This window comes from Geobacillus sp. FSL W8-0026 (assembly GCF_037966255.1).
GTDB lineage: Bacteria > Bacillota > Bacilli > Bacillales > Anoxybacillaceae > Geobacillus > Geobacillus icigianus.
Genome location: NZ_CP150194.1, coordinates 3299027 through 3324291, shown reverse-complemented (window position 1 = coordinate 3324291; position 25265 = coordinate 3299027). Strand labels below are relative to the sequence as shown.

Below are 25265 nucleotides of genomic sequence, written 5' to 3'. Positions count from 1 at the left end.
TCAAATGGTCGGAGAAGGATGTGGATTTGTGTTTGCTTTTTTGGCGGTTGTCGTTCCATTGGAAATGGCTTGGGACGCAAACAATTCCAAGACAGCGTCTTCCATCGGCGGATTATGCAATCCCGCCCGAACGTCGCGGTAATATTGTTGCAACGGGTTGGAAAGCTGCAAGCTTTTGGCGCCGACGATGCGCATGGCCAAATCGACGACTCGGTTGGCGCTGTTTAAGGCAATATATTTGGCGGCTGCCAATTCCCGATCCATGAATGGGCGTTTTTCTGGAAGCGTATCCCATCGTTCGGCCACAAAATAAAGAAAATGTCGAGCTTGAAACAATTCCATGTCCATTTGCGCGATTTTTTGCCGAACGTGCGATAGATGGATGATCGGTTCGGATACGCTGTTCGGTTGATAGTGTAAGGCAAACGAAATGGCGTAATTTCTCGCCGCGATGGCCGTCCCTAAATAGCAGGCTGGAATATGCAAAAGCCACGCTCGGCTTCCTCCTCCTTTGACGAATTCCAATTGATCGAGTTCGACTAAAGCATCTTGAGGCAGTTCGACATGGTCGAAAATGACGTCATCGCTTCTTGTCCCGCGCATGGCGATCATGTTCCACGTTTGTTCAATGCGAATGCCGTCGAGTCGATGATCGACGAGGAAAAATCCGACTTTTCCCGTATCGGCGATCGTTGCGGTCACCAATGAGTAGTCCAAGGCTTCTGCCATTGAAGCAAATGATTTTCTTCCGGTGAGAATCCATTTTCCATCGCGTTTCACTGCCGTCGTGACCGGCTTTCCTCCGCGTGTCGGGCTTCCGGTTGCTTCTTCGGTGGCGAGCCGGTTGATGACCGCTTTTCGTTCGACAATTTCGCGGCAAAGCCATTCAAAGGTGCGCCGATTCCATGTGTTGCGTTCGCGAATGTCGTAGACAAGTCCCAAATGCCAACCGGCGCACAACCCGGTGGAAGCATCCCCTTGGCTAAGCCGTTCTTGAATGAGAATCAATTCATATAAGGACAACTCTTGCCCGCCGAATTGGTTGGGCACGGTCAACGACAAATAGTTCGTTTCTTTCAAACGGTTGAAATGCTCAAACGGAAACATCGCTTCTTCATCGATTTGCCGCATGTTCTGGCGAAATTGTTCTGCAAGCATGGCCGCCTGGTGCAACAGTTGTTCGTGACGTTCCGTTTTCACAAACAGTTGTGATAAATCATTGGCTAATTGTGGGATGACATCGGGAAACGACAATGGAATCTCTCCTTTTCGATCGATGTTCGACGATTGGTCTTGATTTTTCGATTCCTCACACGCGGATCGACTTTGGCACCGGCAATCCTAAGTGGTCTCTCAATGTTGTTCCTTCATAGTTGCGACGGAATAACCCGCGTTTTTGCAAAATTGGGATCACATGCTCAACGAATGATTGCAGTCCATTTGGATAATATGGGAACATGAGATTAAACCCGTCCGCTGCCCCTTGGAGAAACCAGTATTCGAGTTGGTCCGCGACTTGTTCGGGAGTGCCAATGATCGTAAAGTGCCCTCGCGCCCCGGCGATTCGTTGGTACAATTGGCGAATCGTCAATCGTTCGCGGCGCGCTAGATCAATGATGAGTTGACGCCGGCTTTGGTTTCCATTTGTTTCTGGAATGTCGTCGGGAAGCGGATCATCCAGTGAATAACCCGAAAAGTCGATGCTGCCTAAGTAGTCGGATAAAAACGCCAGTCCGACCTCTGGTACGATCAGCTCCTGCAATTGTTCATATTGCTCCCTTGCTTCCTGTTCGGTTCGGCCAATGTAAGGGGCTACGCCAGGCATGATCAACATATGGTCAGGGTTGCGTCCGGCGCGTGCGGCTTCCTGTTTCACAGTTTGGTAAAACCGCTGGGCGTCAGTCAACGTCGATTGGGCGGTAAACACGACTTCTGCAACATGGGCGGCGAAACGGATGCCGTCTTGTGATGAGCCGGCTTGAATCAAGACCGGTTTTCCTTGCGGCGGACGCGAAGAGTTCAGCGGTCCGCGCACAGAAAAATGTGTTCCATGATGATTTAGTGGCCGCCACTTTTCGGCATGAAAGTAGATTCCGGATGATTGATCGCGAATCAGTGCCTCTTCGTCCCAACTTTCCCACAGACCGTTGACGACATCGACAAATTCACGCGCACGCTCGTAGCGCAGCCGATGTTCCAAATGGGCCGTTTGGCTGAAGTTGTACGCTTCTTCCTCATAGTAAGACGTTACGATGTTCCACGCTGCTCGCCCGCGGCTAATATGATCGAGCGAGGAAAATTTTCGCGCGATGTGAAACGGTTCATTGTATGTGGTGGAAGCAGTGCCAGCCAACCCGATGCGATGGGTCACAGCTGCTAAAGCGGCGAGCAGTGTGAACGGCTCGAGCCGGACGATCTCGGCAGGGTGAGACAACGGCTCGATAGCGAGCCCGTCGCTGACAAACAACATGTCCAGCTTCCCTTGTTCCGCTATTTCAGCAATGCGGCGAAAAAATGTGAAATCTTCACACCATTCCGGCCGCACATCGGGGTGTCGCCATGCGGCGATATGATGGCCGACGCCCATGAGAAACAGCCCGAATTTCATTTGCCGCACACGCATGCCATGGACTCTCCTTTCGTAGATGACGGTGTCCAGATGTGATTTGCAATAGGAACCTCTTTGTTGATCAAGCCGATAGCGCGCAAATCACCGGCTTGTTGTTGCAAATCGCGATTAGATCCATACTTCCGTTTGTCGAAGGCGCTCGCGAACAAGAGGGATCACGGAAGTTCCTACTTGCTCGATCGTCTCTAAGTGAGGAAAGCCGCGCAACAATACGTAATCAAAGCCGAGGCCGATGAATTCAATCAGCCGATCAGCCACCTGCTCGGGAGTACCGACGAGCGCAATCGAGTTGCCCGACAGCACTTGAGTGAGCCCGGCCCATAAGTTCGGACCGATTTGGAAACGCCGCTCGGCGCTCGTTTTCATCAATTCGTGCAATCGTTTCGCACCAACCGAATCTCCCTTTTGAATCAGCTCGTCCTTTTTTCGTTTCGCTGACTCCGACAGATGGCTGACCAACGCATCGGCCTGCTCCCATGCTTCTTTTTCCGTTTCGCCCAACACGACTTGAAACGAGATGCTGTAACGCAGCGTCCGGCCATAATGCGCTGCTTTTTGCTTCATTTCCTCGATTCGTTCTTTCATCCGTTCGAACGTCTCGCCCCACATCATGTACACGTCCGCTTCTTTCGCCGCCACTTCTTTGGCAATGTCCGAGGCGCCTCCGAAATAAATGGGTGGGCGCTGTGCGGGTTTCGGAAACAGCGAGGCGTTTTCGAGACGGTAAAACCGTCCTTCATACGTGACGGAAGGGAGAGTAAACAGTTGCTTCAACAGATGGATGTATTCCCTCGTTCGTTCATATCGCGTATCATGGTCAAGAAAGTCCCCCTCAGCCGCTAATTCTTTTGGTGAACCGCCTGTCACGATATTGGGCAATGCCCGCCCATGTGTCCAACAATTGATCGTCGCCACTTGTTTGGCAAAAATAGCAGGTGAAGTGGCGCCAGGACGGGCGGCGAACAGAAGGTGCAATTTAGTCGTCCGCGCTGCCAGATAAGCAGCGACGGCCAACGAATCGAGGCAACCTGCGCCTGTCGGCAACAGCAGCGTGGAAAAGCCATGGGCTTCCGCTGCTTTCGCAATCGCCTCAATGTACTCGACTGTCGGTGGACGCTCTGGATTTTCGTCCGTTCCGGTCCAACTGTTCAAGTTCGTCGAATTGCTGCCAAGACCGACGAATGTGCTGTCTCCAGATGTCGGGGCCATCGTAATAAATTCAATCATGTTTCCGCCTCCTTGTGATCGGGATGGATCATCGCGGGACCGTCAAAGAGAACAGAGCGCTTTTCGTTTTGATCGTTGTTCGTGAGCGGTGCTTGTCAGCTGGCGACAATCATTTCCGAAGGCAACCGATCACTTGATGAAAGCAGGCCTTTTTGCCACCGCTTTTCGAATTCTCGGAACGGAATCGGCTGTTCCAACAAATAAAATTTGACTTGTTGTTCGACTGCTTGAGCGTAAGAGCGTTCACAAAACATATTCGGCGGGGAAGCGAAGGCGTCGGCTCCTTTTTCTTTGGCGAAACGGAGAACCGCGCTTCGGCGTCCCCCTTGCAACTGCTTGGCGATATTCGGATAGTCTTCGTACGTTTGCGAACTCGTGTGATAAAGGCGAATGGTCGCTCCTTCAATGATGGGGACAACGTTTTCCTGCTCATCGAGAACAAGGGCAATGATCATCAATGTTCCCCTCCATATCATTTCCTAGTAACTTTATAGGTTTAATAAAAAATATAAAGGAGCTGCTTCCATTTGTAAAATTGAAAAAATAGAAGTGATCGTTCAAAAAATGTGAAGATCCGTAGAGCATCTGCCAGCACATTGATCAAGCAAAAAGCGAATCCATTTTTCCGTTGCGGGGTGGCTCGCTTCACTCGTAAACATCCGTAAGATGCCAACGGTCAGTCCATCGCGAAAATCGGCGATCGGTTGTGCCACCGTTCCTGCAGGAGGAGGAGTGACAGCAATCTTCGGCACGACAGCGATGCCAAGCGAAGCATGGACATAATATTTCAGCGCCAACATGTTGCTAATCTCGGTTTTGTATAAAGGTTGAATGCCTAACTCCACCAGGCGTTTTTCCAAATTGCGTCGAAATGGGCAGGCGGCGCTCGTTACAAGCAGCGGTTCATCGGCCAAATCGCGAAGATAAACGACAGATCGTTTCGCTAATGGGTGAGAGGCCGGAGAAAGCAGCACCACTTCTTCGGAAAACAACGGTTCAAAGCTCGCTCCTGCCATGGTTTCGGGTGTTGCGCAAATGGCTGCATCGATGTCTCCCCGCTCTACCATGTCCACAAGCATTTGGTTGCTATGAATTTGGATTGTAAACAGAATGTTCGGCTGCTTGTCCCGAAAGGCGCTGAGCCATGCAGGAAGACGGTGACTGGCTGTCGGCTCCATCACCCCGATGCGGACGAGTCCTCTTTCGCCATCAATGCATTCTTTCAATGTTTTTTGTAAATGGTCGAAGCTTTTGAGCAAAAATTCCCCTTTCTCACTTAACAATTTGCCTGCCTCGGTCAATTGGAACGGTTTTCCTCGCTTAATGAGCGTGATGCCGAGCTCTGCTTCTAAGTTTTTGATATGAGTCGTCACAGTCGATTGCGCGTAGTTCAACTCTTCAGCAGCTCGCTGGAAGCTTTTATGTTTGACAACCGTTTGGAACGTTTTAATGGTGCGTAAGTCCATAGGGTTTCTTTCCCTTCTTGTCCCGTCTTTTTTCGATCACAAAAAAGCAGATTGTCCTTCAGCTGAAGTCAATCTGCTTTCATCATGACAGGAAGAGTAGGTGGAATGGAGCTAGTTTGTGAAACTTGGAATCGCAAGGCGCCGAATGGCAGACTCCAACTCTGATATGCTTTCATCGAGCCGACGCGTCAGTTCTTCGGGCAACGAGTATCCGCCTTCATGGAGGCGTTTTACCCATTGATCGACAGCGTATACGCCGCTCAAAATATAGCGTGCACCCAAGGCGGACAGAACGGGTTTCAATCCGTAGTCAATGGCTAACAGGTGAGCGAGAGAGCCGCCAATAAACAACGGAAGAACGACTTTGTGTTGTAACCCTTTTTGCGGGAGCAAATCCAAATACGCTTTCAATACTCCCGTGTAGGCCGCTTTGTAAACCGGACTGGCAATGATCACGCCTTGAGCCTTCTCCACTTTTTGATTGGCCGCGACAATGGCGGGGCCGTCAAATCGAGCCCGCAATAAATCCTCAGCGGGCAAATCGGCCACACGAATCTGTTCAGTCGTGAATCCCGCTTGATGCAAAGCATGTTCCGCATAGTCAATGAGTCCATTGAGTCGCGATGTCGGCGATGGATTTCCATTAACAATAACGATCGTGGACACGGCTTCACCTCCCCCTTCTATATTTGTTAATTCATATAGGAATACTTTGTTTTGATCATCGTATCATGATGATAAATGCCATGTCAATCATGATATGTAGATTTTTTCTACCAGCGCCGTGTAAAACGATATCGTTGTGACATCGGTGCGCCTAAAAACGTTAACGGGACAAGTTGTAAAACGATTGTTTTCTTCAAATTACTAGGAGGCTGGTGAAAAACGATTGTTTCTCTTGAGCAATGGGGGAGCGTGTGAAAGGCACAGGGCTTTTCGATTTGAGAAACGAGGTTGGTAAGCAGCCTGTTGCCTTACATCACCGCTCCTCTAGGTTCGCGGCCGCACGCTTTACAATTCGGGCGAACCGTTGATACGATAAAGAAAGGCACCGTCGGTGATCCTTTCGTGGGCGAGTGGAACCGACGAAGGTGGTAGAACGAACATAGAAAAAGAGGGTGGCTGCCGTCAAAATCGAACATCAACACTACGAGAAGGAAAGGGAAATCGGTATGATTCTAGGAGCCATTGAAGCCGGGGGCACGAAATTTGTCTGTGCCCTCGGCGATGAACAAGGGAACATCCGTGAACGGGCGGTGTTTCCGACGACGACGCCGGACGAGACGATGGGGCGCGTCATCGACTTTTTCCGTCCGCACAACGTTGAGGCGATCGGCATCGGATCGTTCGGCCCGGTCGATTTGCGTCCGGACAGTCCAACGTACGGGCACATAACGAGTACGCCAAAACAGGCGTGGGCGAATTTCGACGTTGTCGGCACGCTAAAACAAGCGTTCCCGGTGCCGATCGGTTTTGACACGGATGTCAACGCCGCGGCGCTTGGCGAGCAGCGCTGGGGGGCGGCGCAAGGGCTTGACAGTTGCCTGTATATGACGGTCGGGACGGGTATTGGTGTCGGCGCCGTCGTGGAAGGTCGCCTGCTTCACGGCCTGCTTCATCCGGAAATGGGCCATATGTTCGTTCGCCGCCATCCGGATGACGCGTTTGCCGGCATCTGTCCGTATCATGGCGACTGTTTGGAAGGCATGGCGTCCGGCCCGGCGCTTGAGTGGCGTTGGGGGAAAAAGGGGGCGGAGCTGGCCGACCGGAAGGAGGTCTGGGAGCTCGAGGCGTTTTATCTCGCCCAAGCCATCGCCAACTATGTGCTTATCCTATCTCCTAAGAAGGTCATTGTTGGCGGCGGGGTGATGAAACAGACGTCCATCTTGCCGTTGGTGCGCCAGCGTGTACAGGAACTATTGAACGGTTATGTGCAGCATGAGGCGGTGTTGGAGAATATAGGGGAATATATCGTATCTCCGGGGTTAGGTGACAACGCCGGTGTGGCCGGGGCGTTGGCGCTCGCCGCGGAGCAAGCAATGAGGGGCGGTCGGCGTCCGTGAGACGCTCGACCGCTGTCATTTTGCCGCTATTCATCATATGACTACCCATTCAAACAATATCTGTGGATCTTTGACCACTCGGTCAAAGAAGTTTGGTAAAATGTTTGCATAAATCGATAACGATCGTTTATAATAACATTGACTATTCGGTCAAAAGTGGAGGCGAGAACGATGACGGATGTGCGAAAGTTGGTGGAGTGGCTGCGGCGGCGCGGCGTGCGCGCTAGCTTGGTGAAACCGAGGATCGCCTTGCGGTCGGATCGTTCCTGGCTGACGGCAGGCAAACAGGGGATGAGCCGCTGCCATGGATGAACGGCGCACGCAATTTATTGAAATGGCGATGAAATTGTTTGCCGAAAAAGGTTACCATGCGACATCGATTCAGGACTTGGTGGATGCTTGGGGCATTTCTAAAGGGGCGTTTTACCACCATTTTACCTCGAAGGAAGACTTGCTTTTGGCGGTGCTTCGCCACTACAGCGAAAAAATGGTGGCTGAGCTGACAGCGGACGACGGGGAAGGGACGGAAAAAGAGCGATGGATTCGCCAGCTGTCGGCCCACTTTTCCCATATTCATGAGTATAAAGATTTTTTGCGCATGATCATGTCGGAACAGCTGCCGAAAGTGAATCCGGAAGTCGAGCGTTATATGTTCCGCCAGCACGGTCGTCTTTTTTGGTGGTATTGCACCCGCTTAGAAGACGTCTACGGCGAGGCGGTTCGTCCGTACGTGTATGATGTGGCCATGATGATCAACGGCATTGTCCGGCAATATTTGTTTTATTGTTTTTTTCACGAGGAGGCGTTGAACGCGGACGAGATCGCTCGCTTCCTCGCGCGCCGCTTCGATGCGATTGTCGCCAGCTTTGCGGCTGATGAGCCGCCGCTGCTCACGAAAGAATCGCTCGCACCGTGGGTGGAGCTCGAAGAACGGGAGCGACAACGGCAGCGCGAGCGGCTCGCTTCAGCGTTTTCCGCTGCCCGCGCGGCGGCGCGGGAGCTTCGCTCGAAACAGGCGCGGGAGGTGCTTGAGGCGATCGCGGCGTTGGAGGAGGAGCTGCTTGGCCGCGATGGGTCGCCAAGAGCGTATTTGGTGGAGGCGTTGCGGTTGTATTTGCGGCAACACGCGGCTCCTCCGCTCGCCGACGCTTTGGCGGCGCTCAACGACGAAATTCAAGCGTATCAACAATCGGAGCGATGGGAGAGGGAAACATGGAGAAAGCATTGACGGCGCCGGTCGGTACGATCCGGCATCGTTCGCTGTTGATTACCGGACTGGTGATCGCGATGTTGTTTGCGGCTTTGGACGGGACGATTGTCGGAACCGCGATGCCGCGCATTGTCGGCGAGCTTCACGGGTTGGGGATCATGACGTGGCTGACGACGGCGTATATGTTAACATCAACGACAGTCGTGCCGATCGCTGGGAAACTCGCTGATTTGTTGGGGCGGCGGCTCGTGTACGTGAGCGGGCTCGTCATCTTTATGATCGGTTCAGCCCTTTGCGGCATGGCAAACGATATGACCCAGCTTATTCTTTATCGCGGCCTTCAAGGCATCGGCGGCGGCATTATGATGCCGATGGCGATGGTGGTCATCGGCGACGTGTTTACGGGCAAAGAGCGCGCCAAATGGCAAGGGGTGTTCGGCGGTCTGTACGGCCTCGCTTCCGTGCTCGGTCCACAAGTCGGCGGCTTTATCGTCGATCACTTGAGCTGGCGTTGGGTGTTTTATATCAATTTGCCCGTCGGCATTGTCGCCACCGTGCTGATCGCCATGGGATTAAGCAAATACAAAGCCGAAGGGCCGGTCAAATTTGACATCGCAGGGATGACGACCTTGACAGTCGGAGTTGTCAGTCTATTGCTCGGATTAACGTTTGGCGGCGACCGCTATCCGTGGGGGTCTTGGCAAATCATTTCCTTGTTTGCTTTGGCGGCGGCTGGTTTTGTCTTGTTTGCCTTGGCGGAAAAGCGGGCCGCGGAGCCGATCATCCCGCTTTGGTTGTTCCGCAATCGGGCGTTTACGCTTCTCAATGGCATCGGCTTTTTCATGAGCATCGGCATGTTTGGCGCCATTATGTTCGTGCCGTTTTTTATGCAAGGCATCATCGGGGTGAGCGCCACCCAGTCGGGAACGATCATGACGCCGATGATGATCACGATGATCATCAGCAGTGTCATCGGCGGCCGGCTCGTTTATCGGATTGGCGTCAAACCGCAGTTGATCATAGGCATGGCCGTGATGGTTGCCGCGTTTGGGCTGCTTGGCACGATGGGAATCGACACGTCGAAATGGACGGCAACGCTATATATGATGATTCTCGGCCTTGGCACCGGTTTGGTCATGCCGATTTTGACGCTTGCTTTGCAAGAAAGCTTCTCGAAATCGGAACTTGGCGTTGTCACCTCTTCGAGCCAGTTTTTCCGTTCCATTGGCGGAACGTTTGGCATGACCGTGCTCGGCGCCGTGATGAACGAGCGGTCAAGCGCGTTGCTCGATGAGCGGTTGATGCCGAAACTTGAAGCGTTGCCAGCACAGGCGAAAGGGCTTGTCGACCGCTTTGCGGACATGATTCACAGCGATCCGCAAGGGCTGTATTCTGTTCTCTTCAGTCCGGAGGCGATGGCCAAAATTCCAGCGCCGCTGCGCGACATGTTCGTGCCGGTGCTGAAGCAATCGCTTGTCGATTCCCTGCAAGCCGTCTTTTGGTTCGGGCTCGCGTTTATCGCGGTCGGCTTGCTGTTAGTGTTCGGCTTGAAACGGATTGTCTTGTCTGATCGGGCAGAGGCGATGAAGCAGGCAAGAGAGACGGAGTAAAGAAAGGGAAATGGCGGACCGCGCCTCATTTGGTCAGGTGGCGGACCGCCATTTTTTTGCTGCGACGAACAAACCGCTCCGAAGCGGATAAAGCATCTGGGAACGGGGGCGAATGGCAGCTTCCGTGTTTTTTATTGGTTAAGCGATTCATGCGGCGCACATGGCGGCCTCACAGCAGCATCCCGCAGGGCGGCTACGGCGCGCCTGCATCCGCGCCCTGTCCGAAGACGCGCGAGCGGGTGAGAAAGCGAACACCTTCCGGACCTTCAAGCGAAAACATGCCGCCGCGCCCGGGAACAACATCGATAATCAGTTGAGTATGCTTCCAATATTCGTATTGCGCTTTGGCGATGTAAAACGGGCAGCCGGCGATTTCGCCAAGCAATACGTCGGAATCGCCGACGATCAACTCGCCGAGCGGGTAGCACATCGGCGAACTGCCGTCGCAGCACCCGCCCGATTGATGGAACATGAGCGGTCCGTATTTCGCTTTTAGCTTGTCAATTAATGCCAACGCCGCTTCCGTTGCGATCACTTTCGGCTCTTCCATCATCCATTGCTCTCCTCCTTTGCCTAGTAAGTTCTTTCCAAATGGAATGCCCCCGCTGTTTGCCTGAGGTCGATGCCCTCAACAAACAAAAGAAAGGAAAACAAGCACGCCCCTCATTCGCAGCGGATGACGTCCCGGACGTTCGCTTGGCGTTGCGTTCTTGAGCCGGATCCTTCGCCTGGCGCTTGGCCGGGAGGCTGTCTTTTCCATTCTCATGGCCATTTCACAATATTCAACCAGCGCCGGTCCCGCTTTGTATCTTCCTGCTCCACGATTAAATGATCCTGTTGATCAAAATAAAGCAGTCTAGGATAACGATCGAGAGAAACCTTTACCGCCTTCCATTTCCCGTTTCGCTGCTCATACACCGATACAGCTCCGCGATCATCCAAAAAGGCAAGCTTCCCGTTAGAAACATCAAAATATTGAATGATTCCATGAGAAACAGGGAAACGAGAAAAACGTTTCGTTTTAAGATCAAAATATCCAAATGTCTGCTGATCCGGGTATTCCAAATCTTCTAAATGGATAGCATAAATCAAACCATTATCGTATTCTGCATAAGCGGGGAACGGAGCAGGCGATTCATATGAAGCGCTCCTACCGGTGCGAATGTCGTAAACATAATAATATCCCTTGCCATCGTGCGAATCGGTCCATATTACTTTTCCGTTCCGGAGTGAAACAAATTCATTATATAACCCTTGGGAAACAAGGCGGCCAATGGTTTTTCCTTGTTTTGTTGGTAAATGGAATAGCTTCACTTGCCCAAACTGAGAACCTTTTTCCGTCCATGCTATATACTCTCCGTCTAACACAGGGTTAAACACTGTTGGTGGGGAGGAGTTGGACCGAGCCGCTAAAAATGTAGAACCTGTCTTGCGATCCATGACCCAGATGGTCGATTCGGCCCCAAACGATGTAGAATCCTCCCAAACAACCCAACGATTATTCGCTTGAACCCACTGCACCATCGCTTCCTCATGAGCCGATTGAAACAACATTCGTTGCTTTTTGGTTTTCACATTGACAGCCAGCAATTCATTCACCGATGCCCGGTTCGTTTGATCGGCATTGACAGCAATAAACAGTTCGTTTCCAACCAAGGAAGCATGCGTCCAATTGGGCGCCGAAACATTCCACTTCATCACCGTAAGTGGATTTTTGTCATGATGTTCGTTCTCATCGGCGTGATACGCCCGAAGTTCACATCCATTACACAAAAAGGAAAATATGACGAAAAGAAAACAAACGAAGCTTTTTTTCATCCGCTCCATCTCCCCCTTCAGTCTCCTATGAAAAGAGGGTGTTGGCCCAAAAGGTTGTCGGCCTTCAAGATAAGCACAACATATCGTGCGGCACGTGTGTATATAGCAACGAAAGAGGGGATCCCGATCCTTTTGGGACACCCTCTCATCAAAACGGGTGGCTGCTTCGCCTCGATTGCGACAAAGGCGAGGAAGAGTGGTTTGAGCGCTTGCCCCACTGGAAACAGGGAAAGTGGAGCGCTGGCTGTTAGAACAAGCCGAGCTTTCTCGGCGAATAGCTGACGAGCAAGTTTTTCGTTTGTTGATAATGGTCGAGCATCATTTTGTGCGTTTCGCGCCCGATGCCGGACATTTTGTAGCCGCCAAATGCCGCATGGGCCGGATAAATGTGATAGCAGTTCGTCCACACGCGGCCGGCTTGGATGCCGCGGCCGAACCGGTACGCGGTGTTGATGTCGCGCGTCCAGACGCCGGCGCCGAGGCCGTACAGCGTCTCATTGGCGATGGCGAGCGCTTCGTCGTTGTCTTTGAATGTCGTGACGGCCAACACCGGCCCGAAAATTTCTTCTTGGAAAATGCGCATTTTGTTATGTCCTTTGAAAATCGTCGGCTTCACATAATATCCGCCGGCGAGCTCCCCTTCCAGCATGTTCCGTTCGCCGCCGATCAAAAGTTCAGCACCTTCTTGTTTGCCGATGTCGATGTACGACAAAATTTTCTCAAGCTGTTCAGAGGAGGCTTGCGCGCCGATCATCGTTTCCGTATCGAGCGGATTGCCTTGCTTGATTTGTTTGACGCGCTCAAGTGCTCGTTCCATAAAGGCATCGTAAATCGATTCATGGATGAGGGCGCGCGACGGGCATGTGCACACTTCACCTTGGTTTAAGGCGAACATCGTCAACCCTTCGAGCGCTTTATCGAGAAACTCGTCATCTTTGTCCATCACATCGGGGAAGAAAATGTTTGGTGACTTGCCGCCAAGTTCAAGCGTGACCGGTACGATGTTTTGCGAGGCGTATTGCATGATGAGCCGTCCGGTCGTCGTTTCGCCGGTGAACGCCACTTTCGCCACGCGCGGATTCGAGGCGAGCGGCTTGCCGGCTTCTAAGCCAAAGCCGTTCACAACGTTGACGACGCCAGGTGGAAGCAAATCTTCGATGAGTTCGATGAGGACGAGAATCGACGTCGGCGTTTGCTCCGCCGGTTTCAACACGACGCAGTTGCCGGCAGCGAGCGCTGGCGCGAGTTTCCAAGCCGCCATTAAAATCGGGAAGTTCCACGGGATGATTTGTCCGACAACGCCGAGCGGCTCTTTGAAATGATAGGCGACCGTATCGTGGTCGATTTCCGAAATCGTTCCTTCTTGGGTGCGAATGCAGCTAGCAAAATAGCGGAAATGGTCAATGGCGAGCGGAATGTCAGCTGCGAGCGTCTCGCGGATCGGCTTGCCGTTTTCCCACGTTTCCGCGACCGCGAGCATTTCCAAGTTTTCTTCCATCCGATCGGCGATTTTGTTCAGCAAACGGGCACGCTCGGCAGGTGAAGTGCGCCCCCACGCCTCTTTTGCCGCATGGGCGGCATCAAGCGCCAGTTCGATGTCCGCCGCTTTTGAGCGCGGCACTTCGCAATACGGCTGCCCGGTGATCGGCGTAATGTTTTCAAAATACTCGCCGTCCACCGGCGGCACCCATTTGCCGCCAATAAAGTTTTCGTAGCGCTTTTTAAATGTGACAAGCGCGCCTGGCTGACCGGGTTGTGCGTAGATCATCCCCCGACTCCTCCTTTGTTTTTGTACCCGCTTTCAATGGTAGGAATATTTTAAAAATTCCTTCCGATGATTAGATTAGCATGGCTGGACAATATTGTCAAACAGAAAAACGGACGTGTCGTCGAGAACGATAGGGAAGAAGTAGGGTGCCTAGCGTGATTTTCCTAGGAGGCCGGTGATTGAAGGGGGCAAGCCGCTTATCAAGCCTATTTCTCAAATCGAAAAGCCCTGTCGCATTAGGATCGCCTTTCAAACGCTCCCCCATTGCTCAAAAGAAACAGCTGTTTTCCACCAAGCCATCGAGGAAGATGATGAAAAACCGCTGCTGCCTTTTATCAATGGGAGAACGCGTAAAAAGCAGGACCGTGCCACAAGGCGTTTCGAATTGAAAAATGACGTTGTAAAGCCGTGTCCCCGATTCAATTACCAGCTCTATAGGTCTTCTCATGCCGCGCTTCCCGCCACCGGGAGACAATTTTCGCCAGCAGCGGTTAATCGACCTCGAGCCCTTCAAGCAAGCGGCTGGCGTAGACGCTGCAAAGGTGATGAAACACTTCGAGCAGCTCGTTCGGATCAGCGGCGAAAAAGGCGCTCGCTTCTCGTTCGTTTTCTTCACGGACGAATTGAAATAAAAAATCGGTGGCGATGCGGTTGAACAACAAGAGCGCGCTGTAAGAGCGCTCCAGTTGGCGTTTTCGCTCTGTTTCATCGGCGATTTCGGCAAACGCCCGTCCATAGCGGGCGACCAGTTCTGGCAATCGGCGGTGGATCACACGCTGGGCGTCGGTCAGCATGGCTTCCATCGTGGTCGGTGATAAAAATGTCCGTTCTCGCAGCATGTAACCCCAAATTTGCTTCAACGCGTGGGCGGACTCGCCGGCAAACGCGATTTGGTCAAGCAAATTTGCGCTGTAGCGCTCGTTGTCGGCAGCCTGAATGCGGAGCTGCATAATCACTTCGAGCACATCAGAATGAATTTTTTCCTTCCGCCATTCTTTCGTCAGATCATGAAGCAAGATGGAAAGTAAGCGGGCCGCTTCCTCTTTTGTCATCGTCCGCCAGTCCTTTCGCGACAAAGTTCGTCTCCTTTTTCATTTTACAAACTTGCGACTGTAAAAGTCTACTGCTGGCGACAGATGCATGAGACAGGCCATACGGGCGATGGAGTTGGGAAACATAGCGGCAGAGCGTTACGATGTTCCATTGCCGAGTGAGGAACGTTGACGTATGATAAGATTAGGAACAAACGGATAAGGGCTGCGTCTGGAAGATCGATGGAAAACGATAGTTCCTTACCGATGAACTTGGAGATTAAAAGAGTGAATTCGGTCCAACGCTTATTACAGGAGAGGGGAGAGACGATGAAACCGTTGCGTTTGCGCGGTCACCATTTGCTTTGTGTGCACGGATTTCGCGGCATGGGCTACAGCCCATCGTTTGTTGAAAAAATGTCGGAGATCGTCGCCCGTATTCGGGATGAAACCGACGATTTTCCGATTGAAGTCGTTGCGGCGCTCGACGAGGCGTGCCTCGTCTGCCCGCACCATGGGGAAACGACATGCGAAGCAGGTCCTGATTCTGACGCTCATGTCCGTTCGCTCGATGGCAATGTCATTCGCCACTTAGGTTTACAACCGGGCAGCGTGTACTGGAAGTCCGAACTGATTCAGCGGACGGCGGAGCGGGTCAAGCCGGATGATTTGGATGAATTATGCCGCGGCTGCTCGTGGCTGCCATATGGCGTCTGTAAAGAAGGAATCGCTAACGTCCGCCGCGGCAATGTGGCGCAAACGTGAGGCTCTAGGGGGCCGGTGATTTAAGGGGACAAGTCGCTTATCAAGCCCGTTTCTCAAATAGATAAGCCTTGTCGCATCAGGATCGCCTTTCAAGCGTTCCCCCATTGCTCAAGAGAAACAACCGTTTTTCACCAGCCTCCTAGGGGGCCGGTGATTCAATCGTGTATACCGATTGTTGGCATCATTTCTCAAATGGAAAAGTCTTGCAACACTGCGTACTTTTATTCATCGACCAAAGGAAACCAATGTTTTTCACCAGCCTTCTAGGGGGGCTGGTGATTTAATGGCGTATACAGCTTTACCATGTCATTTCTCAATTAGAAAAACCTTGTTGCATCGATCTTGCTTTTCGCCCATTCCCCCATTGAGTAAGGGAATCAGCGGTTTTTCACCAGCCTTCTAGAGGTTTTCGAAAAACAGGAAGGCCGATGAAAAGACGCTGAGCCATCGCCTGTTGAATCAAGGCGGCCTGTTTCATCGCCGTTTTTCCGCCATCGCCCCAGCGGTTGGAAGGAGGATCATGGTGGCGAGGAGGCGTTCGCGGAAATTTCTAAAAAATGAATAGTTCCATGGGCGGAAAAATGTGATATGATAAACAATTATAAAGACTTTCGACAGAAAGGGTCATGCACGATGAAGGTAGCCAAATTCGGTGGAAGTTCGGTGGCGAGCGCCGCCCAATTCCGCAAAGTGGCCGATATTGTCAGCTCGGATATTGAACGGCGGATCGTCGTCGTGTCGGCGCCCGGGAAACGGTATAAGGACGATGTAAAGGTCACCGATCTGCTCATCCGTCTAGCCGAACAAGTGATGGCCGGCGAACCATACGGGCAGACGGTCGAGGCCATCGTAAAGCGGTATGCGGACATCGTCAACGAGCTTGGGCTTGAGGCCGGCCATTTTTTGGGCGAGCTCAACGATGATTTGCAATCGAAAATCAGCGCCTATCGCCATGAACCGCCTCGTTTGCTCGATGCCATGAAGGCGAGCGGCGAAGATCACAATGCCCGCCTCATGGCCCTTTACTTGCAAGATCGCGGACTGGAGGCGAGCTATGTGAGCCCGCTCGAGGCGGGCATCATCGTCACGGATGAGCCAGGCAATGCCCAAGTGCTTCCGGAGTCGTACGACAAACTCAACCAATTGCGCGACCGGCGTGGGGTATTGGTGATCCCTGGGTTCTTCGGCTATTCGCTATCCGGTCATATTGTCACGTTTCCGCGCGGCGGGTCAGACATCACCGGTTCGATTGTAGCGGCTGGTGTCCAAGCAGACGTGTACGAAAACTTTACAGACGTTGATTCGATTTACTGTGTCAATCCATCGATTGTGGCGGACGCGCGCAAGTTGAAAGAAATTACGTACCGCGAAATGCGCGAGCTGTCGTATTCCGGCTTTTCCGTCTTCCATGATGAGGCGCTTGAACCGGTCTACCGCGCCGGCATCCCCGTTTGTGTGAAAAACACGAACAACCCCGCCGCCCCGGGCACATGGATCGTCGCCAAGCGCAACCATATCGATGAACCGGTCGCCGGGATCGCGAGCGATACCGGTTTTTGCAGCATCAACATCAGCAAATATTTAATGAACCGCGAAATCGGTTTTGGCCGGCGCGTGCTGCAAATTTTGGAAGACGAAGGCATCTCCTATGAGCATACGCCGTCAGGTATTGACAACATGTCGATCATTTTGCGCGCCGATCAGCTGGCTGAAGGAAAAGAAGAGCGCATTCTCGCCCGCATCCGCGAGGAGCTGGCCGTCGACGAAGTGACGGTCGAGCACGGCTTGGCGCTTATTATGGTCGTTGGCGAAGGGATGGAAAAAACGATCGGGATGGCGGCGAAAGCGACGACGGCGCTTGCGAAGGCGAACATCAACTTAGAGATGATCAACCAAGGATCGTCCGAGGTCAGCATGATGTTCGGCGTCAAGGAAGAAGTCGTCAACGAGGCGGTGCGCGCCTTGTATCATGCGTACTTTCAGGAGCTGACCGTCACTCAACCTTCATAGGTGCACTGACTTTTTTGGTTCTTGCCCTTTAGGAGCGGTGATTTCGTACAATCGGTTTCTCAGTTCGAACAGCCTGACGGAATCAGTCTTCTTTATGGCGACATGCCGCTCGTTTGCTTATGGCCGCCGTGTTCACCGCCTTCTTTCGCCCGCGCTTGATGCGCCCAAAAAGCCGGGAGGCGCGAGACGGAAAAGATCCATGGGCAGTGTGATCTGTCGTTCGCCTAGGCATGAAAATTCCGCGCCAGTTCGGCATTTTGAAGGAAAAGACCCATGGCAGTGTGATCTGCCCTCCGCCCGGGGATGAAAATCCCGCGTCAGCATGGCTTTTTCAAGGAAAACATAGCGAAAATCGCGAAGAGGTTCTGCTCGATGTCAGCGGACCTCTTTTTTTGTTTGGGGATAGAGCGGGGAAAGCGCCGGCGCGGAAAACCGGCTTAGCCAACGGGTGTCGTAGGCGGTGGGAAATCGCGGTCGTTTGGATCGGTGCGATTTTTTTGCGCTGCTGTACATAAGAAGACAAAACTCGGAAAATACTACCAGTAGAAAAGAAAGCAGGTGAAAGGAGGAAACAATGGTGTCGAAAAGGCTGATCATCATTGCGTTGGTGGTGGCGCTCTGCGCGTTTCCTTTGAAAGCGGACGCCATCAGTCGGAGCGAATTGGAGCAGTATGCCGCAAGCGTCGGCTGGACGGTGAGCGACTTGTTGGCTTACTTGGACCGATACGGGTTGACGGCCGCTGACTTCCGCACGATCGATGAGCTGAAGCAGTGGGTGGGCACGCCGCTGACCGAACCGCTTTTTCATGACGTGCTGCGCCGTCATCGGCTGACTGTGGAGGAGCTGGAAGCGCTGCTTGGCCAGTTTGGTGAAACGGTGCAAGATTACCCTTTCGTCGAGGACTTGGATCGGGCCATTCGCTTTTACTCGCAACATAACGCCACCATGCAGCAAATCAATGACTTGCTTGGAGCGCTCGGCATGAACGAGCAGGAGGTACGGCAATTTTCCCGCCATGTCGCTTCGCTTTCCGATCCGCAATTGCCGGGCAAATTGCGGGCGCTCCGTGCGCGGTTGCGCCCATTTGAGGAAACCGAAGGGCCGTGGACGAGTGAACAGCGCCGCGAACTGAAGGCGATTTGGCAAGAAGCGCTCGCCCTTCTGGAGCTAAACGCCCATCGCTCCGCTGACTGGCCCGGCATCAAGGCAGCGGGGGCCGAACCGCTCCACGTGCGGCTATACAACCGCCAAGGGGAACAAGTCGCTGATGTCGCCCTGACAAGGGAGATGCTCTCATCGGGCTATATCGTCCGGGCTGGGGAAAAAGGAATTGAGGCCGGTCTGCTGGCGTTGGAGATGAAAGGGGAGATGTACGGCGAGAAACTGCCGGAAACTGCTTCACCGTACTTGGCGCGCACGTTGGCTGGGGCGCTGCTTGCCTGTGCCGGCCTCTACCTTTATCGGCGGACCGCGCGGTGGCGGGGGTGAGTGCGGATGAAGCGCAAACTAGCGGCTGCTTTCCTTTCTTCGCTTCGCCCGATATCTCGTTGCGCGGCGCTCGTTTTGCTCGTCATCGGGATTTGCCTGGTCGGCTGGAACGGGTATTGGTACATGGTGGGCTGGAAGGCCGCTAAGCCGGATCGAGTCCTTTCTTCGCTAAAGGAAGAGTCCGGTTCGAACGCCAACACGCCTGTTTCAGCTGACTGGGCCGGCAAGCGCGCGAAGTCTTCTCCTTCCTCGGCGCTTGGCGCTTATCTCGGTGAAATGACGATTCCGAGACTCGGAGTGGTCATTCCGGTGTATGAAGGCGTTCGTGAACAGGAGCTGCGCCGTGGCGTTGGCCATTATCCAAACAGCGCGTGGCCGGGAGGCGAGGGACATGTGGTGTTATCGGGGCATCGCGATACGGTGCTACGCCGCCTCGGTGAACTGGGAATTGGCGATGCCATCATCCTCCGGACAGAAGGTGCTGCCGTTCATTATCGCGTTGTCAACGTACGCATTGTCGATGACGAGGATCGGACCGTTCTTGTCGACAAAGCGCGTCCCACCTTGACGGTGACAACGTGCTATCCGTTTCATTTCATCGGCCGCGCTCCAAAACGCTATGTCGTCATCGCCCGCCCGGTCCGCGTCGACCGTTTGAAACTTTGAGCTTGTCTTCCCGTCTCTATAAGCCGGTGAAAAACGACTGATCTCCTTCATCAATGGGAGAATGAGCGAAAACGAGGACCGATGCAACACGGTTTTTTAAATGGAGAAATGACATGGTAAAGCTGTATCTACGAGTCAATCACCAACCTCCTCGAGAGCCGGTGAAAAACCGCTGCCACACACCAAGCGGCGGCATTTTCATTCGGAAAAGATCCATGGGCAGCGCGCCCCACCCTCCACCCGAGGATGAAAATCCGCGTCAGTTCGGCATTTTCACAAAAAAACGAGGGTGTTCCGCTTTTTTCGGGCTCTCACCGAATTGAAAACAAAACGAGGGTGTTCCGCTTCGTTTCGGACACCCTTGCCAAAATTTATGGAGAACGGCGACCGCCTCCCGTCCAAGGAGCCGTGGGACGTCACCGTTTCGCTTCGCGCGGCGCTTTGGCATTTTGCTGCTTTTCCATTTGCTGACGAAACTGCTGACGAAACGCTTGCAGCAGCGCCTCGCCTTGCAGCCCTTTTTCTACGAGCCCTTCCAATACGATTTCTGCTAGGCGGGTTCGTCTCGGAATCATCAGCCCTTCCATCAAGACGCTAATATGGCCGTTCATTTTCGTGATCGAGCGGACAGCGACCAACATGTTGGCGGGATCATTGCCTGGATTGGTGATCGTCACTTGCAGCTGAAACTCCGGTTGCTGCTGCAGGCTCGCAAACACCGGTTCATACTCATCGTCCAAATACGCTTCCACGAGCCAGCGGTTTTGCCCATCCTCTTTGTTGATAATCAACCCGTCGATAAACGGGATGTCTTGGCGCTGCCTTTCGTCGTCGATGACCGAGAGCCCGACGAGCTTGAACGTTTTCATGTCGTCCACCTCATTACCCGTTGTCTTACATCGATTATAGCATAGGCGATCGGGAGAGGAAAAACCGCAAATCGATTAGCATTTTTGTCGTTTAGTGACAAAAACAACATTTTTGCCTGCTTTTTTGAACGAAAAATCGGCATGTTTCGCGGCCTTCTGCGCATAGAATGCGCGAAAAAATGCAAAAATCGCGATTTTACGGCAGAAAACGGGATCATTTATGATAAAAATGCGATGGGCGGAAAGGGGGGATGTGTCGAGGCATGATCAATCAAGTCGTGTTGGTCGGTCGATTGACGAAGGATCCGGAACTTCGCTATACGGCCGACGGCGCCGCTGTAGCAACGGTTACGCTGGCAGTGGCAAGAAATTTCCGCAATGCGGAGGGAGGGATTGATGCCGACTTCGTTCCTTGTGTTTTATGGCGGAAAACAGCCGAGCATACCGCCAATTTCTGCCGAAAAGGCTCAATGGTGGCGGTGACCGGGCGAATTCAGACGCGCCGCTACGACAATAAAGACGGTCAGCGCGTCTATGTCACCGAGGTGGTGGCGCAGTCCGTTCAATTTCTACACTCCGGCAAACAACCTGAATGGCCGGAGCACGTCTGATGGTTTCCCCATCATGCCTTTCCAAGCGAATCCCCAAGAGAGACAACGGATCCTCACAGACTCCCCAATGGATGGCGCTAGCACTAGTTGTTAGCGCTTTTTTTAACCCGGACAATAAGAGGGCGGGTGAAGACGGAGGGAATATCAGCCTAGGAGGCCGATGATTTAAGGAGAAATACTGCTCTCCGACAGTGTTCCCAAACCAAAAAACGTTGCAACGTCATCATTTCATTCCTTGTGACTTCTCCCCCAATCGAGTCAATTTGTTGTTTTTACCAGTCTTCTAGGTTCCGCTCAAGGAACACATCCTTTTTGCGGGTGAAGTCCTAGCGCTTTGGCGATTTGGTTTCCGTGATTCTGTTCAAGGAACACATCCTTTTTCCCAGTTAGAGGAGTTCTGAGCACTCTTTAATGATGGTGGCAATCATCGTTTCAACATGTTTGCGTTTTTTATCCGGCAGTTTGGCTAGAGTGTAAATGGCCGCGCTCATCTCTTCGTTTTGCAGCAGATAACTGAACGCTGTGAGCGCTGTGTCGCTCACGCCCACCGCCCCGTATTGGTCGGCCACTTCGCGCAATAGTTCCCGCCGGCGCGCTTCGCCGCCGAGCAAAAAATCAGCGCTGACGCCAAACAACCGGCAAAGTTTCTCCAGCGATTGCACATCCGGAAGCAAGCTGCCATTTTCCCATTTGCTGATTTGCGAACGCGACACGTTCAATTGCTCTGCGAGTCGTTCTTGCGTCCAGCGCCGTTGCTTTCGCAATTGCTTGAGCGTTTCTCCGAGAGTTGTCATCGTTAGTCACCACGCTTTTCGTTCGTTACTCTTTAAAGATAGAAAAGCGCGCGAACGATTTCTGTTCCTTTTTTGATCAATGTTTTTAAAGTTTCTAAATTAGAACGTCTTTTCATATTCTTTCACGCCTCGACATCTTTCTCTTTTTAGGAAGGGCATAGTACAATAGGTAAAAATGGGAAATCAAAAACTAAAAGAGGGGGTTAAGGTGCATATTTATCTTGCTGATATTGTCGTATGTGAACGGAACAATCAGAAGCGGGCGAAACCCGTATATCGCATCTATATTAAAGAAATGAAAAACCCGTTTTCCGTGCAGCTGAAAACGATCGCCCCGTCCAGCTTCACGGATTCGCTTCGCTCCTTAAAAAGCGCAAACAGCCGGGAGTGCGCGCCCTTTGAGGAGGAGGCGACGTTTCGGACCATCACCTGCTCGCCTGATGCTCAGCTCTATTTTGTCTTAAAATGCATAAGCCAGTTGTATATGTTTATCGTCAAGCTCGATCTCCGCCAGAAAAAGTTCACCGTCGCCCTCTATGAGTGGAATAGTCTGCAACAGAAATACATCCCTCTTCGTGTCGATGAATGGTTGGCGATGGAAAAACAGCTCATTTATGAAATCTTGCAGTCGATCCACCTTGTCGAAGATCGCCGGGTATCGTATTGGCTGACTTGTCCATCACGCTCGAAATGAGACAAGCACCATTTGCCCTCCCTTTTCCAAATGAAAAAATCATTTCCTTTGGCCCTTTTTGTCCGTTATACTAAAAAGAAAGAATACTGCCGTTTTTTGTCGTGGGCTGGACAAGCTGCCCGTCACGGTCAACGGGCGGAACAGACAGAAATGGAAGGGCGAAGGGAGAGGGTCAACCCGTGAAACCAAGTCATGTCGTCTTTACAGCCGCGATGGCCTCCGCCTTTTTTCTTGCCCCCGACGACAGCCAAGCGGCGGAATGGAAAAAAGGCATGAGCTCCCCTGAAATCAAACAACTTCAACTGCGTTTGAAAGCGCAAGGCTTTTTCACGTATCCGCAAGCGACAGGCTACTTTGGCGCCGTGACCGAAGAAGCGGTCAAAGCGTTCCAACGGGCGATGAACTTGCCGGTCACCGGCAGCGTTGATCCGGCCACCTACGCGAAATTAACCGTGTCAGCATCAAGCCGTACCTTGGCGATCGGTTCGCGCGGAGACGAGGTGCGTGAGCTGCAACAGCGCCTTAAGCGGCTCGGTTATTTTCGCTACCCGCAAATTACCGGTTACTATGGCGCTGTGACCGCCGAGGCGGTTAAGCAGTTCCAGAGAGACAACAGGCTTGCGGTGACGGGACGCGCTGATCAGGCGACGCTTGAGCGGCTGAAGCAAACCGAAGGAAGCGTTTCGTCATCCGTTGGATTGTCAGTCGGTTCGCGCGGCAGCCAAGTCCGCGAGCTGCAGCGGCACCTCAAACAACTTGGTTACTTTACATATCCGAACATCACTGGTTACTACGGGGAAATAACGGCGGAGGCGGTCCGCCGCTTTCAACGAGCCAACGGCCTGCCGGCGACCGGTGTGGTTGACAGTCGAACGGCCGCCCGCCTAGGGAATGCTGTCAAGGCCAAAATTTCCCCACCGCCGACCAGTAAGCGGCCGTCGCTTCTTCTTTCGATTGGCTCGCGGGGCGAAGAAGTCAAGCGAGTGCAACAGAAGCTCAGAGAGCTTGGCTACTTCATCAATTCGGACATCACCGGCTACTATGGCGCCGTCACCGCCGATGCCGTCCGCCGTTTCCAGCAAGCGGCCAAACTCCCCGTGACCGGGGTCGTTGACAGCCAAACCTACGAACGCCTGCTCGGACAAGCCCCGGCAGTGAAACTGGACGTCATTGAGCTCGTCGCCGATGCGGCTGAACTGCTCGGGGCTCCCTATGTTTGGGGCGGCGATGCCCCGGAAGAGGGATTTGACTGCAGCGGATTCATTTTCTACCTGTTCCAGCAACAAGGCGTTACCTTGCCGCGCACCGTCGCTTTGATGTGGAAGGCAGGCGCACCGGTTTCCGCCCCGGAAGTTGGCGACATCGTCTTTTTCGCCACGACAACGAGCGGCCCATCGCACGCCGGCATCTATATCGGTAACGGCCAGTTCATCCATAGCGGCGCCTCGACCGGCGTCACGATCAGCCGCCTCGACCAATCGTATTGGAAGCAGCGGTACTTGGGAGCGAAGCGGTTGTTTTAGCATAACGATAACCAAAATGAGGAGGAAAACGAAGATGAAACATGCATCCAAAACGGCAGCCGCCATCTGCCTTGCAGCCGCTGTCGCCTTAGGGGGGAACGGGCAAGCGGTTGACGCCGCCGTCCAATGGGGACACGTTCAATGGAAACAAGGCATGGTCGGCAAAGTCGTCATTTTGCGTGACACGCCCCTATATCGCTTGAACGGCATGGCATGGCAATCCGCCATGACGGCGAAACAAGGGCGCGAGTATCGCGTCTACAGCCAAAAACGGGCAGGCACCGCCGTCTATTACAGCTTAGGAGGGGGGCTGTATGCCAAACAAGGGGACGCCATCCAATACGTGCCGTTCACTAAAGACGAGCTTCTCTCTCTTGTCGCCCGCTCATTGAAAGGGCAGTACATTCTTCAGGCCGGGAATGAATCCGCGCCGTTCGTTATTGAGCAGAAAAAAGGCAGCCGTCTGTTCGGTTGGTACTTATACGGCCAACGTATGTCCTTGCCGGTTGAAGGGCGAATCGACGGTGCGACGGTGACGCTCTCCATTTTCTTCAACGACAACGTCAAAGCGATTGCCGACTCAATCTCCTACTTAAAAGCATACAACGTGCCGAAGGAAGAGATCGAGAAAATTGCCGAACAGCTTGCCAACAGCGGGGATTACGCCATGCAGCTGCAATTTTTCATCACCAACAGCCCGGAACAATTTTCAGGACAGTTCCGCTTTCTCGATCTGTACTTGAATGATCGCTATGACGTCGTCAAAATGACGCTGGGCCAACCGATGGACGTCACAGTGAAGAAAAATGATTGATGTTTTTGTACAACATATTTGCCAACCAAAACCACCAAAACAGCAAAAATATCGTTCTAAATTTCCATTGCCGGCATATTCATATCAATGTCGCCGTCGATGGCAATAATTTCAATAACCTATTCTCTAAAAAATTTGTATTTAGGGCTAGAAATTAGAAGAAAAATGTATTAATATAGGATACGTGGAGCATTGAGGAATTGTGCTC

General features: G+C 52.7%; 24 protein-coding genes. 12 read left to right on the top strand and 12 right to left on the bottom strand.

The genetic code is table 11. The features are described 5' to 3' along the window. The 6 genes from NST29_RS16670 to ssuE form a co-directional block, all read right to left on the bottom strand. The gene (locus NST29_RS16670) at nt 1–1254 is read right to left on the bottom strand and encodes an acyl-CoA dehydrogenase family protein (protein ID WP_339232456.1); all 1254 of its coding nucleotides are present in this window, start codon (nt 1252–1254) and stop codon (nt 1–3) included. 55 nt (nt 1255–1309) lie between these two features. After that, nucleotides 1310–2623: an LLM class flavin-dependent oxidoreductase gene (locus tag NST29_RS16665; protein ID WP_033842969.1), complete on the bottom strand. Its 1314-nt coding sequence runs from the start codon at nt 2621–2623 to the stop codon at nt 1310–1312. 114 nt (nt 2624–2737) lie between these two features. Then, complete coding sequence (locus tag NST29_RS16660) at nt 2738–3856, bottom strand: LLM class flavin-dependent oxidoreductase (RefSeq protein WP_033018372.1); 1119 nt, start codon at nt 3854–3856, stop codon at nt 2738–2740. Nucleotides 3857–3951: 95 nt separating this feature from the next. After that, nucleotides 3952–4311, bottom strand: coding sequence for a hypothetical protein (locus tag NST29_RS16655; protein WP_033018373.1), 360 nt, complete (start codon nt 4309–4311; stop codon nt 3952–3954). A 102-nt stretch (nt 4312–4413) separates the two neighbouring features. Further along, complete coding sequence (locus NST29_RS16650; protein ID WP_033018374.1) at nt 4414–5322, bottom strand: LysR family transcriptional regulator; 909 nt, start codon at nt 5320–5322, stop codon at nt 4414–4416. 111 nt (nt 5323–5433) lie between these two features. Continuing rightward, nucleotides 5434–5988, bottom strand: coding sequence for an NADPH-dependent FMN reductase (gene ssuE, locus NST29_RS16645; protein WP_033018376.1), 555 nt, complete (start codon nt 5986–5988; stop codon nt 5434–5436). Between the two features lie 506 nt (nt 5989–6494). On the opposite strand from ssuE, the gene NST29_RS16640 reads away from it, so the two are divergent. From NST29_RS16640 to NST29_RS16625, 4 genes are all read left to right on the top strand, one after another. Further along, nucleotides 6495–7385: an ROK family protein gene (locus NST29_RS16640; protein ID WP_033018416.1), complete on the top strand. Its 891-nt coding sequence runs from the start codon at nt 6495–6497 to the stop codon at nt 7383–7385. Nucleotides 7386–7556: 171 nt separating this feature from the next. After that, nucleotides 7557–7697 carry a hypothetical protein gene (locus NST29_RS16635; protein WP_033018377.1) on the top strand — a complete coding sequence of 47 codons (141 nt, stop codon included), beginning with the start codon at nt 7557–7559 and terminating at the stop codon, nt 7695–7697. Further along, nucleotides 7690–8613 (top strand): TetR/AcrR family transcriptional regulator, encoded by a 924-nt coding sequence (locus tag NST29_RS16630; RefSeq protein ID WP_033018379.1) that lies wholly within the window; start codon nt 7690–7692, stop codon nt 8611–8613. Before NST29_RS16635 ends, NST29_RS16630 begins: the two co-directional genes overlap by 8 nt. Then, nucleotides 8598–10205 carry an MDR family MFS transporter gene (locus NST29_RS16625; RefSeq protein WP_033018382.1) on the top strand — a complete coding sequence of 536 codons (1608 nt, stop codon included), beginning with the start codon at nt 8598–8600 and terminating at the stop codon, nt 10203–10205. The genes NST29_RS16630 and NST29_RS16625 overlap by 16 nt, the downstream gene beginning before the upstream one ends. A gap of 193 nt (nt 10206–10398) precedes the next feature. Here the strand turns inward: NST29_RS16625 and NST29_RS16620 are convergent, their stop codons facing one another. From NST29_RS16620 to NST29_RS16605, 4 genes are all read right to left on the bottom strand, one after another. Then, nucleotides 10399–10758, bottom strand: coding sequence for a DUF779 domain-containing protein (locus tag NST29_RS16620; protein WP_033018383.1), 360 nt, complete (start codon nt 10756–10758; stop codon nt 10399–10401). Between the two features lie 209 nt (nt 10759–10967). Beyond that, nucleotides 10968–12032 (bottom strand): hypothetical protein, encoded by a 1065-nt coding sequence (locus NST29_RS16615; protein WP_033018385.1) that lies wholly within the window; start codon nt 12030–12032, stop codon nt 10968–10970. Between the two features lie 238 nt (nt 12033–12270). After that, nucleotides 12271–13791 carry an aldehyde dehydrogenase gene (adh, locus tag NST29_RS16610; protein ID WP_033018386.1) on the bottom strand — a complete coding sequence of 507 codons (1521 nt, stop codon included), beginning with the start codon at nt 13789–13791 and terminating at the stop codon, nt 12271–12273. A gap of 491 nt (nt 13792–14282) precedes the next feature. After that, nucleotides 14283–14843, bottom strand: a complete 561-nt coding sequence (locus tag NST29_RS16605) for a hypothetical protein (RefSeq protein WP_033018418.1) — start codon at nt 14841–14843, stop codon at nt 14283–14285. A gap of 309 nt (nt 14844–15152) precedes the next feature. Here NST29_RS16605 and NST29_RS16600 point away from each other — a divergent pair, with 309 nt between their 5' ends. The 4 genes from NST29_RS16600 (at nt 15153) to NST29_RS16585 (ending at nt 19752) form a co-directional block, all read left to right on the top strand. Continuing rightward, nucleotides 15153–15587 carry a DUF1284 domain-containing protein gene (locus tag NST29_RS16600; protein ID WP_033018390.1) on the top strand — a complete coding sequence of 145 codons (435 nt, stop codon included), beginning with the start codon at nt 15153–15155 and terminating at the stop codon, nt 15585–15587. Nucleotides 15588–16220: 633 nt separating this feature from the next. Further along, the gene (locus tag NST29_RS16595) at nt 16221–17597 is read left to right on the top strand and encodes an aspartate kinase (RefSeq protein WP_033018391.1); all 1377 of its coding nucleotides are present in this window, start codon (nt 16221–16223) and stop codon (nt 17595–17597) included. A gap of 574 nt (nt 17598–18171) precedes the next feature. Further along, nucleotides 18172–19086 (top strand): processed acidic surface protein, encoded by a 915-nt coding sequence (locus NST29_RS16590; protein WP_108209734.1) that lies wholly within the window; start codon nt 18172–18174, stop codon nt 19084–19086. A gap of 6 nt (nt 19087–19092) precedes the next feature. Beyond that, nucleotides 19093–19752 (top strand): class D sortase, encoded by a 660-nt coding sequence (locus NST29_RS16585; RefSeq protein ID WP_033018394.1) that lies wholly within the window; start codon nt 19093–19095, stop codon nt 19750–19752. 416 nt (nt 19753–20168) lie between these two features. Here the strand turns inward: NST29_RS16585 and NST29_RS16580 are convergent, their stop codons facing one another. Further along, on the bottom strand, nt 20169–20621 hold the full coding sequence (locus NST29_RS16580; protein WP_172418713.1) for a YwpF-like family protein: 453 nt from the start codon (nt 20619–20621) through the stop codon (nt 20169–20171). 263 nt (nt 20622–20884) lie between these two features. Between NST29_RS16580 and ssb the strand changes: the two genes are divergently transcribed. Then, nucleotides 20885–21232 (top strand): single-stranded DNA-binding protein, encoded by a 348-nt coding sequence (ssb, locus tag NST29_RS16575; RefSeq protein ID WP_209005376.1) that lies wholly within the window; start codon nt 20885–20887, stop codon nt 21230–21232. 386 nt (nt 21233–21618) lie between these two features. Here the strand turns inward: ssb and NST29_RS16570 are convergent, their stop codons facing one another. Next, nucleotides 21619–22026: a helix-turn-helix transcriptional regulator gene (locus tag NST29_RS16570; RefSeq protein ID WP_339232446.1), complete on the bottom strand. Its 408-nt coding sequence runs from the start codon at nt 22024–22026 to the stop codon at nt 21619–21621. A gap of 208 nt (nt 22027–22234) precedes the next feature. Here NST29_RS16570 and NST29_RS16565 point away from each other — a divergent pair, with 208 nt between their 5' ends. The 3 genes from NST29_RS16565 (at nt 22235) to NST29_RS16555 (ending at nt 25057) form a co-directional block, all read left to right on the top strand. After that, complete coding sequence (locus tag NST29_RS16565) at nt 22235–22720, top strand: hypothetical protein (RefSeq protein ID WP_061912231.1); 486 nt, start codon at nt 22235–22237, stop codon at nt 22718–22720. 179 nt (nt 22721–22899) lie between these two features. Beyond that, nucleotides 22900–24243, top strand: a complete 1344-nt coding sequence (locus NST29_RS16560; RefSeq protein WP_172418710.1) for a peptidoglycan-binding protein — start codon at nt 22900–22902, stop codon at nt 24241–24243. A gap of 34 nt (nt 24244–24277) precedes the next feature. After that, complete coding sequence (locus NST29_RS16555; protein WP_033018403.1) at nt 24278–25057, top strand: hypothetical protein; 780 nt, start codon at nt 24278–24280, stop codon at nt 25055–25057. The last annotated feature ends 208 nt before the right edge of the window (nt 25058–25265 follow it).